This is a genomic window from Phocaeicola oris, from assembly GCF_021295095.1.
Taxonomy (GTDB): domain Bacteria; phylum Bacteroidota; class Bacteroidia; order Bacteroidales; family Bacteroidaceae; genus Phocaeicola; species Phocaeicola oris.
Map to the genome: position 1 here is coordinate 61,115 of NZ_JAJLQX010000018.1, position 10,438 is coordinate 71,552.

Genomic DNA, 10,438 nt, shown 5'->3' on the forward strand with positions numbered 1-10,438 from the left:
GATGAATTATTCTCCTAAAAGAATTTCCATGATCTTACATGCGGCTTTGGCAACTGAAGTGCCTGGGCCAAAGATTGCAGCAACACCAGCCTTGTAAAGGAAGTCATAGTCTTGTGCAGGGATAACACCACCGGCAATAACCATAATGTCCTCACGTCCCAATTTCTTTAATTCCTGAATCAATTGAGGTATTAAAGTTTTATGACCTGCAGCAAGTGAAGATGCACCTATTACATGTACGTCGTTTTCAACAGCTTCGCGGGCAGCTTCTGCCGGAGTTTGGAACAAAGGTCCCATATCCACATCAAAGCCACAGTCGGCATAACCTGTTGCAACAACTTTAGCACCACGGTCATGACCGTCTTGTCCCATCTTTGCAACAAAGATACGAGGGCGGCGACCTTCTTTCTTTGCGAACTCGTCTGTTAGCTTACAAGCTTTTTCAAAGTCCGAATCATTTTTACTTTCTGATGAATACACGCCTGAAATAGTTCTAATTATTGCTTTATAACGACCAACAATCTCTTCGCAAGCATCACTAATTTCACCTAACGTACAACGGTCTTGAGCGGCTTTAACAGCCAGAGCCAATAAGTTGTTAGGACTCTTCTTGCCTTCGTGGAATTCACGGACACATTCAGTGATAGCTTCCAAATCAGATTTACATTTAGCTTCATCGCGGTTAGCGCGAACCTTATTCAGAATATTTTCTTGTTCTTTACGGACGGCAGTGTTGTCAACCTCAAGGATATCGATAGGATCTTCATGAGCTAAGCGATATTTGTTTACACCAACAATTACCTGAGAACCGGAATCGATACGAGCTTGAGTACGAGCGGCAGCTTCTTCAATACGCATCTTTGGAATACCTGTCTCAATAGCCTTAGCCATACCTCCAAGTTTCTCAATTTCTTGGATATGTTCCCAAGCCTTGTGTACTAACTCATTGGTCAATGTTTCTACATAGTAGGAACCTGCCCATGGGTCGATCTCTTTACATACTTTGGTCTCGTTCTGAATATAAATCTGTGTATTACGTGCAATACGTGCAGAGAAATCTGTTGGTAACGCAATTGCTTCGTCCAAGGCATTGGTATGTAAAGATTGAGTATGTCCGAGCACGGCAGCCATAGCTTCGATACAAGTACGTCCAACATTATTGAATGGGTCTTGTTCTGTCAAAGACCATCCTGAAGTTTGACTATGTGTACGGAGAGCAAGTGATTTGGGTTCTTTGGCACCAAAGCTTTTTACGATCTTTGCCCATAACAAACGCCCGGCACGCATCTTGGCAATTTCCATGAAGTGATTCGTACCGATAGCCCAGAAGAATGACAGACGCGGAGCAAATTTGTCTACCGGAATACCGGCATTTACTCCGGTACGAAGGTAGTCGATACCATCGGCAAGAGTATATGCTAACTCAATATCTGCTGTTGCTCCGGCTTCCTGCATGTGATATCCGGAGATAGAGATAGAGTTAAACTTCGGCATATTCTGTGATGTATATTCGAAGATATCAGCGATAATCTTCATTGAGAACGATGGTGGGTAAATGTATGTATTACGTACCATGAACTCTTTTAAGATATCATTCTGAATAGTACCTGCCATCTCTTCCAACTTAGCACCTTGTTCCAAACCGGCAACAATGTAGAATGCAAGAATAGGAAGCACAGCACCATTCATGGTCATAGATACCGACATCTTATTCAAAGGAATACCCGCAAACAGCACTTTCATGTTATCTTCGCAACAGATAGATACGCCTGCTTTACCAACATCACCAACAACACGAGAGTTATCGGGGTCATATCCACGGTGAGTAGGAAGGTCGAATGCAACTGACAAACCTTTCTGGCCGGATGCTAAGTTACGGCGATAGAATGCATTTGATTCTTCTGCTGTAGAGAATCCGGCATACTGACGGATTGTCCATGGACGGAACGGATACATCATTGAATACGGACCACGGAGATAAGGAGGAATACCGGCAGCAAAATCCAAGTGCTCCATACCTTCAAGGTCTTCTTTTGTATATACTGGGCGAACCTCAATATGTTCAGGTGTCTTCCAATTTGGCTTAATGTTGTTAGCTTTCAGCCATTCAGAACCAGATTCGTTCTTGATACCTGAATAAATATCTATGTCTTTAAAATTCTTTCTCATGACTCTTATATTTAACTGAACAACATTAAATTCCTAATTTCTGATTGTATTCTTTGAGTGTATCAAGAACATTGCACTTAACGTGGATAAAGTTCTCAATACCGGCAGCTTTCAAGTCTTCCATGCAAGCAGGAGCACCGGCAACTACAAACATTGCGCGGTTGTTCAAATACTTGTAAGCAGGAATAGCGTATGTAGCATATTCGTCATCACTTGAGCAGAGAACAACGATATTGGCTCCTGCTTTCAAAGCTGCGTCAACACCTTCTTCAACAGTCTCGAAGCCAAGGTTATCAATTACATTATAACCACCGCAAGCGAGGAAGTTGCAAGAGAACTGCGCACGGGCCTGACGCATTGCCAAGTTGCCGATTGTCAACATGAATGCAGTAGGAACTCTCTTTGCGTTTTCAGTATGTATACGAAGATTTTCGAATTCATCAGCCAAACGGGTTGTTTTGATTGCTTTGAATGGAGCTTCCTCCTCCTGATGGCCACAACAGCAATGGCAAGTGATAGCTTGTTTACCGTCTGATTTTTCTTTGAAGTTAGGGAATTGATTAGTACCCAGCATGAATTCTTTACGTTTGCCGGCATCGGTATGACGCTTAATGTTGGTAGCGTTGATATCATCCTGTACCGTTCCTGCCTTAACTGCAGCAAGAAATCCACCTTCATCTTCAACTTTCAAGAAGAGGTCCCACCCAACTTTTGCCAAACTGTTAGTCAATTCTTCGATATAATATGAACCGGCTCCCGGGTCAACAATCTGACCGAAGTGACTTTCTTCTTTTAGCAACAATTGTTGGTTACGTGCGATACGCTCTGCGAATTCTGTAGGAGTCTCGTAACAAGAGTCGAACGGAGTTACAACCATTGAATGGATACCCCCCAAAGAGGCACTCATAGCTTCTGTTTGTGAGCGGAGCAAGTTAACATAGCTGTCATATAAAGTTTGGTTATACTTGGATGTGATAGCATTGACAATCATCTTGCATGACTCATTGTGTTTAGGATTATATTGCTTAACAATCTGAGCCCAAAGCATACGTGCAGTGCGGAACTTTGACAATTCCATGAAGTAATTTTCTGTAACACCCATGTTGAACTTGATTTTGGATGCAGCCAAATCAACATCAACACCTGCGTCAATTAATTCCTGCAAGTATTCATTACCCCAAGAGAGAGCGTAGCCTAACTCCTGAACGATATATGCGCCTGCATTGGTAAGTGAAGTCGAGTTAACGGTGACGCAACGGAAGTGAGGATATTCCTTCAAGGCGTTAACCAACTGAGGGACAACAGCCAACAGAGCTGTAGAATCCTTACCTTTCATCAAAATTTTCTCGATCGGATCAAATTCGATAGAGGCAACGATATTTTTTTTATCGTAGCCCTTCTTTTCGAAGTAAGCCTTCAAAATCTCAGCTAATTCAAGCGCATGCCTTGGACAAGTCTTAAAATTAACTTCTACAACGTCACATTGGATGTCTTTTAACAGCGTCTCAACAGTTTCGGCACTAACATTCTTTCCCGGAATGCGGAAACCTAATGAATTGATACCTTTGTTCAGAATATCGAGTGCTTTCTCGTTAGCTTCTGTTGTGTCTTCAGCATGGATGTCCTGCCGAATGTACCATTCATTGGTATCTTTCTTGTTACCGCGAACATAGGGGAACTCGTCTGGAAGAGCATTCGGTGTCTGCAGTTTCAGTACATCCTCTCTGCGGTAGAAAGGTTGTACGTTAAAACCTTCATTTGTTCTCCAAACCAATTTCTTTTGAAAATCGGCGCCTTTCAGGTCGACCTGGATCTTGTCCAACCATTCTTGAGTGGTCGTAGGGGCAAAATCTGAAAAGAGCTTTTCTTTACTATCTGCCATAGCTTCTAATTGGTATTAATATTTTTAAGAATAAAATAATAGTTATTTTAATCGCACAAAGATAATCAAAACCTTTTTATTAACCTTGTTTTTTTATTAAATTTATTATATATATCCTATTTCTATATGTCATTTCCAGCCTATGTGAAGCAGATATTTCAGAAATTTCTTTTTTATTCTGATAAACTTTAATATCTTTGCGAAAGTATTTGAAAAGGTATAAATGTTTGTTAATTAGTTTTAAGAGATTTTATGGACTGGATACATACCCTTTTTACAGACAGTAGTTCTATTGCTCATATTGTGCTTCTTTATTCGTTCGTTATCGCAGTGGGCGTTTTATTAGGAAAAATTAAATTCTTTGGTATTTCGTTAGGAGTGACTTTCGTCCTATTTACGGGTATTGTTTGCGGACATTTCGGATTTACCGGAGATGCTTCGATCCTTAATTTTCTTCAGGATTTCGGATTGATTCTTTTTGTATATTGCATAGGCTTACAGGTTGGTCCCGGATTTTTCTCTTCGTTTAAAGAAGGGGGGATTGCAATGAATGTTGTTGCAGGCGGAATAGTATTGCTTAATATTATTATTGTGCTACTTCTTTATTATGCTTTGCAGGGTAAGATTGATATTCCTATGATGGTTGGTGTACTTTGCGGAGCGGTAACTAATACTCCGGGACTTGGTGCCGCAAATGAGGCACTTCAACAGTTGAATTATGATGGTCCCCAGATAGCTATGGGATATGCTTGTGCGTATCCTTTGGGTGTGCTTGGCATTATAGGATCAATTATATTGGTCAAGTATTTTTGTCGTGTTAATCTGAAAAAAGAATCGGATGAATTGGAGAAACAAGAAGCCGCAAATCCACATCTTACTCCAACCAAAATGTATCTTGAAGTGCGTAATGAGGCATTGGAAGGAAAATCTATTCTTCAAATCAGCCAATTTATAGGGCGTGACTTTGTTATCTCTCGAATTTTGCAGGATGGGCATGTGAGTATACCGAACAGAAATACTATTTTCCATATAGGTGATCGTCTTTATATTGTTTGTGCGCAAGAAGACGCGGAAGCAATCGGCGCGTTTATCGGACCGCAGGTGCAACTTGATTGGGAGAAACAGGATACTCCAATGGTTTCTCGTCGAATACTTGTGACAAAATCGAGTATGAACGGCCGTACACTCGGACAGTTTCATTTTAGTAGTATGTATGGAGTGAATGTAACGCGCATCAATCGCTCTGGTATGGATATTTTTGCTTCACGAAACCTGACGATTCAGGTTGGCGACCGGGTGATGGTAGTTGGTCCGCAGGATGCGGTAGAACGTGTTGCTAATATGATGGGAAATTCTTTGAAACGTCTTGATACACCGAATATTGTTACTATTTTTGTCGGTATATTCGTTGGAATTATTTTTGGAAGTTTGCCTTTTACTTTTCCGGGAATCCCTACTCCGGTGAAGTTGGGCTTAGCTGGCGGACCATTGATTGTGGCTATTCTCATCGGGCGTTTCGGATATAAAGTGAAGCTGGTTACTTATACCACTACGAGTGCCAATTTAATGTTACGCGAGATAGGCATTGCATTATTCTTGGCAAGTGTGGGAATTAAGGCAGGCGCGAACTTTGTTTCTACGGTGGTTGAGGGAGATGGTCTACTTTATGTGTTGTGCGGATTTCTTATTACTTTGATACCTCTATTAATAATGGGTGTATTTGCTCGGATGCATTATAAAATGAACTACTATACGCTTATGGGGCTGATGTCGGGCAGTTATACCGATCCACCAGCTTTGGCCTATTCGAACCAGATTGCGAATAATAATGCTCCGGCCGTCGGATATTCCACTGTATATCCGTTGACAATGTTTCTTCGTATTGTTACGGCGCAAATTTTAATTCTGTTTCTTGCTTGAATTAGTTTGTTTAAAGAAGTACTGACGCTTTCCTTTTGTCCGATTCCCAAATTCAATAGCGTGTTTCGGGCAATGATGATAGCAGCTGAAACAAGTGGTGCAAAGTCCGTTATGCAACCATTCCGGAGATAAACCTGAACCGCCTTTGATATTTTTTACCGGACAAACCATGGCACATACACCGCACTGGATACAGAGTTTGGGGTCTACATGGAACGGCTTATCACTCACCCATTTTTTCAGGAAGAACGATCCGATTACTTTACTGTTCAGACGGGGCCAATGGCTTTCGTTCACTTTCCGAATGCTGCTTTTTCTATTTATAATATCAGGCAGAATAGTTTCGAGTGCCTTTTTTCCGTTCTTTTTCTTTTTCTCGGCTACTTCCGGTTTATCAATGGAGTCTATTATAGGGAATATGTACGATTCCGGCATAATAATAGAGAAAGCACTATTCAAATGCAGGCCGGCAGACTCTAAATCTTCTTTTAGATAATCAAAAGTCAAGCCTACATCATCTCCACATGTGGCGAATCCGAAACAAAAATGCCCGTCCGCGTTCCTTATATGAAGTTGTTTCACGAACTCACGTACTATGAATGGCGGACGCCATCCATGTATAGGAAAACAAAATCCGATACGTTCATCATCTTTCAGGTGAAATTCGTTGTTACTTTGTAAGTTGGCTGCGATATTGATCAACTCTTCGCCTGTTGCAGCTGCTATTTGTTCGGCTGCCCAGCGTGTATTTCCTGTTCCAGAAAAGTAAAATATCATAGATGATACCTTTTAATATACGATGCAAAGATAGAATTTCTTAGAGGGAATAAGGACTATTATTTGAAATATTTACTCTGGAAAGGGTGAGTCTCTTTGCTTATTTGAAAAAAGTTAAAGAGTATATACCTATTTTGATACATCTTCATATTAGCTCTTCAACTCTGGGGTAGCTATTTGGTCAAGGTATTCTTTTGCCACCAATGCCATCTACATTTTGAACAGCTCAGCTTTTGGAGAAGGAATAGACTGAATAAGTTGATACATCGGCTTAGCGTCAGTAACATTTGTTAATCGCATTTTTTCATTTGCTGAATGAAGTTTCATGTGGTTGATGTAAATCCCTTATTTACTGTATATGTTAAAAGGATTTTATTTCTTGGTTCTTAGCTAATTCTATTACCTCCAAGTCGGAGAAATTGTTGTGATCAATGCTGAATCGGATGAGTGTTCTCACGTGATGGAATCCATAGATTCCTGCTGCTCCCGGATTGATGTGAAGCATGCCTAACGTCTTATCGTATTTAACTTTAAGAATATGCGAGTGTCCTGTGACAAACAGTTTTGGCGGACGAGTGAAAAGGGCTGCCCGAATAGAAGGATCGTAATGTCCCGGATAACCTCCGATGTGTTTGATAAGTACATCGGTACCTTCTATCTCGAACCGGTTGATTAAAGGATAGCGTTGACGAATATCTTGCCCGTCAATATTTCCAAAAACCGCACGAAAATATCGAAAGTCGGCTAAGTTATTGGCAATTTCTAAAGAACCTATGTCACCGGCATGCCAAATCTCATCGCATTCCTCAAAGTATTTCAGATACTTATCATCCCAGTATCCGTGGGTATCCGATAGTACACCTATTCGTTTCATGGTTGTTATTTGTTTCGCGACAAAGTTAACCAATAAGTTTTACAATATGATAGAAATAAAAGGTAAGTTATATATTTTATTTTTGGATTATTTTATGTTTTCATGAGTGAATATAGGAATTGTTTGTTTTTTTATTTCTTATTTTGTAGGTGAAATTAAAGCCTATATCTGAAAGTTATATATCTCGGAAAATATAATTATTAAGGTATGAAAAACAAAACATTTTTAAGATGGGCATTTTTATTTGTCCTTATGCTGTTAAGTGGTACAGTCCGTGGAGCGAAAGAAGCGAAGTATTTGCTTTTTTCTCCGAATGGAAAATTAAAAGTAGAGGTCAATTGTCATGATCTGTTGTCGTATCAGTTGTTTTATCAAGGGAATGTAATCCTTACTCCGTCGAATATCGGATTAAATTTATATAACGGGAAAGTGATAGGGAGGAAAGTTTTAGGCACAACTAAACGTTCTGTAACAGAAGATATTGAATCACCTTTTTATCGTTTTAAGCATTTTACAGCGAAATATAATGAAATGAACTTGCGACTGAACGATGGTTTTGGGGTCATTTTCAGAGCGTATGATGAAGGGATGGCTTATCGCTTTTATACAACTCAAAAAGGAGAAACAAAAATTGGAAGTGAGATTGCTGATTTTTGCTTTGAAAAAGTGAGCGATGAGGCTTTATTGAAAGCCTGTGATATCTTGAGTTTGATGCTTGCTAAACGAGCTGATGTAAAAGTTCAGATGGTTAAATCCGGATGTCATGTGATGATTATCGGGAAGGATGAGGAGACTTGCGATATTCCTGAATTCAAGCATTTATGCAACTCATCGGATAGTATTAAGTACTGGAACTGGAGGGCGCGTGGCTTTGGTGGTGCCCCGGAGGATGCTTATTCTGCAAGTTGTGGTGAAGAAAATGTGTTAGCTCTTCCCGGCGACCGTTATGTAGGAGAGAATATTTTAATCCATGAGTTCTCTCATCTGATTCAGTCGATGGGTATTGAACCGATTGACCCTACATTTGCGAAGCGATTGGATGCTTGTTATAAAAATGCTAAGGAGAAAGGCTTGTGGGATAATACGTATGCGCTAAGCAACACAGCCGAATACTTTGCGGAAACAGTGCAGTCGTTCTTTAATTGTAATCAATATTCAGAGCCGGCAAACGGAATTCACAATTGGGTTAATCGTCGTATCAAGCTGAAGAATTATGATCCGATGATGTATAATCTGATAAAAGATTACTTCTACGAAATAGATATTCCTATCCATAATAAAGTACATTGTTAAAAATGAAAAAATTGAACTTAATTTTATTGCTGATGTGCTTACCTATTGTTTTCACGTCAGCTCAAGAGTTTGGTAATCGCATTAATGAGGACGAGAGTAAAGTCCCTCAATATACGTTGCCCGATGTGCTGATGTGCAATAATGGGATGAAAGTGAAGACGGTGAAAGAGTGGGAGAGTATCCGTCGCTTAGAGTTGCTTGAAATCTTTTCATCACAAGAGTACGGGCGTACTCCTACCGAGAAAATGAATGTATCGTATGATGTACTTTCCGAGGATACCAATGCTTTGAACGGTAAAGCAACTCGTAAGCAGATTCTGTTTACTTTCACGAATGGGAAGAAGAATATCGAGGCTATTCTTTTACTTTATATGCCGAATAACGTGAAAGGTAAAGCTCCTGTCTTTATTGGATATAATTTTCTTGGTAATCAGTCGGTAACCGAAGAGAAAGCTGTGTTTGCTTCTCCATCATTGCATTTGGTGGAAGGGGCAAACAGTAATGTTTGGACTCGTGGTAGCCAGAAAAATCGTTGGCCTATTGAGATGATTATTGATCGTGGGTATGCAGTGGCTACTATGTATTATGGAGATATTTATCCGGATGATAAAGAGTTGCGCGATCATAGCATCGTTTCTTTATTTTCTGATTATGATAAATATTCCATCCATCATGATGAATGGAACGCAATTGGTGCTTGGGCGTGGGGTTCAAGTCGCGTAGCTGATTATATTATTAATAATGAAAGCAAGATAGATAGTAATCGTATTGCGTTGATCGGGCATTCTCGTCAGGGTAAAGCGGCACTTTGGGCAGGTGCTCAAGATACTCGGTTTAAGGTTGTTATCTCTAATTGCTCAGGTTGTGGGGGAGCGGCTCTCTCTAAGCGAGTATTTGGTGAGAACATCGCTCGAATCACGAGCAGTTTCCCGCATTGGTTTTGTCCGGCATTTAACCGATATGCCGGCAATGAGTCAAATATGCCATTCGATCAACATGAGTTGTTGGCTTTAATTGCTCCGCGTCATTTGTATGTTGCCAGTGCGGAAGAAGATATATGGGCTGATCAGAAGGGGGAGTATCTTGCTGCTTACTATACGAAAGACGTTTATAAGTTGTATGGAATGGAGGGGTTGGACAGTCCGATACCTCCTGCCATTAACCAACCTATTCAGAATGATGTAGCTTATCATATTCGTACGGGTATTCATGATGTAACCGATTTTGATTGGACGCAGTATCTGAACTATTGTGATAAGTACATGAGGTAATTTATACCTTATTATATATATAGATCAATCAATCCGTTGTTCTTCATCGTATTCAAACTCGATCAGTCCGAGCGTTCAAAGTGATGCGTATGAAGATGAAAACTCATGCGCATGAGTTGTTCGATTCATCCGCATGAGTTGCTCGGTTCATGCGTATGAGTTTGCGCCTCCCTGTTCATCGCTTTTATCCTTCCTTTGCGTGTCTTTTCAATGCCGTGATCGTCATTTCGCGTATTTTCTCCCGCTTCTCCG

At 40.4% G+C, this 10,438-nt stretch carries 6 protein-coding genes and 2 pseudogenes; 4 read left to right on the plus strand and 4 right to left on the minus strand.

What is annotated here, in order from left to right; all coding sequences use genetic code 11:
- Positions 1 to 6: 6 nt before the first annotated feature.
- Together scpA and mutA are read right to left on the minus strand one after the other, a co-directional pair.
- The gene (gene scpA / locus LO761_RS09725) at positions 7 to 2,169 is read right to left on the minus strand and encodes a methylmalonyl-CoA mutase (protein WP_272818091.1); all 2,163 of its coding nucleotides are present in this window, start codon (positions 2,167 to 2,169) and stop codon (positions 7 to 9) included.
- Between the two features lie 25 nt (positions 2,170 to 2,194).
- Entirely contained in the window at positions 2,195 to 4,051 is a 1,857-nt protein-coding gene (gene mutA, locus LO761_RS09730) for a methylmalonyl-CoA mutase small subunit (protein ID WP_272818092.1), read from the minus strand.
- Positions 4,052 to 4,303: 252 nt separating this feature from the next.
- Here mutA and LO761_RS09735 point away from each other — a divergent pair, with 252 nt between their 5' ends.
- The gene (locus tag LO761_RS09735; RefSeq protein ID WP_272818093.1) at positions 4,304 to 5,971 is read left to right on the plus strand and encodes a putative transporter; all 1,668 of its coding nucleotides are present in this window, start codon (positions 4,304 to 4,306) and stop codon (positions 5,969 to 5,971) included.
- On the opposite strand, the gene LO761_RS09740 is transcribed toward LO761_RS09735, so the two are convergent.
- A complete protein-coding gene (locus tag LO761_RS09740) occupies positions 5,951 to 6,748 on the minus strand; it encodes an EFR1 family ferrodoxin (RefSeq protein WP_272818094.1) in 798 nt (265 codons plus the stop codon). The genes LO761_RS09735 and LO761_RS09740 overlap by 21 nt on opposite strands.
- A 361-nt stretch (positions 6,749 to 7,109) precedes the next feature.
- Positions 7,110 to 7,622 (minus strand): metallophosphoesterase family protein, encoded by a 513-nt coding sequence (locus LO761_RS09745; RefSeq protein ID WP_272818095.1) that lies wholly within the window; start codon positions 7,620 to 7,622, stop codon positions 7,110 to 7,112.
- Positions 7,623 to 7,874: 252 nt separating this feature from the next.
- On the opposite strand from LO761_RS09745, the pseudogene LO761_RS12555 reads away from it, so the two are divergent.
- From LO761_RS12555 to LO761_RS09755, 3 genes and pseudogenes are all read left to right on the plus strand, one after another.
- Positions 7,875 to 8,276, plus strand: a pseudogene (locus LO761_RS12555) (glycoside hydrolase family 97 N-terminal domain-containing protein); the annotation flags it as partial.
- A gap of 9 nt (positions 8,277 to 8,285) precedes the next feature.
- Positions 8,286 to 8,915 (plus strand): annotated as a pseudogene (locus LO761_RS12560) (glycoside hydrolase family 97 catalytic domain-containing protein); the annotation flags it as partial.
- Between the two features lie 2 nt (positions 8,916 to 8,917).
- Complete coding sequence (locus tag LO761_RS09755; RefSeq protein ID WP_272818097.1) at positions 8,918 to 10,186, plus strand: alpha/beta hydrolase family protein; 1,269 nt, start codon at positions 8,918 to 8,920, stop codon at positions 10,184 to 10,186.
- The last annotated feature ends 252 nt before the right edge of the window (positions 10,187 to 10,438 follow it).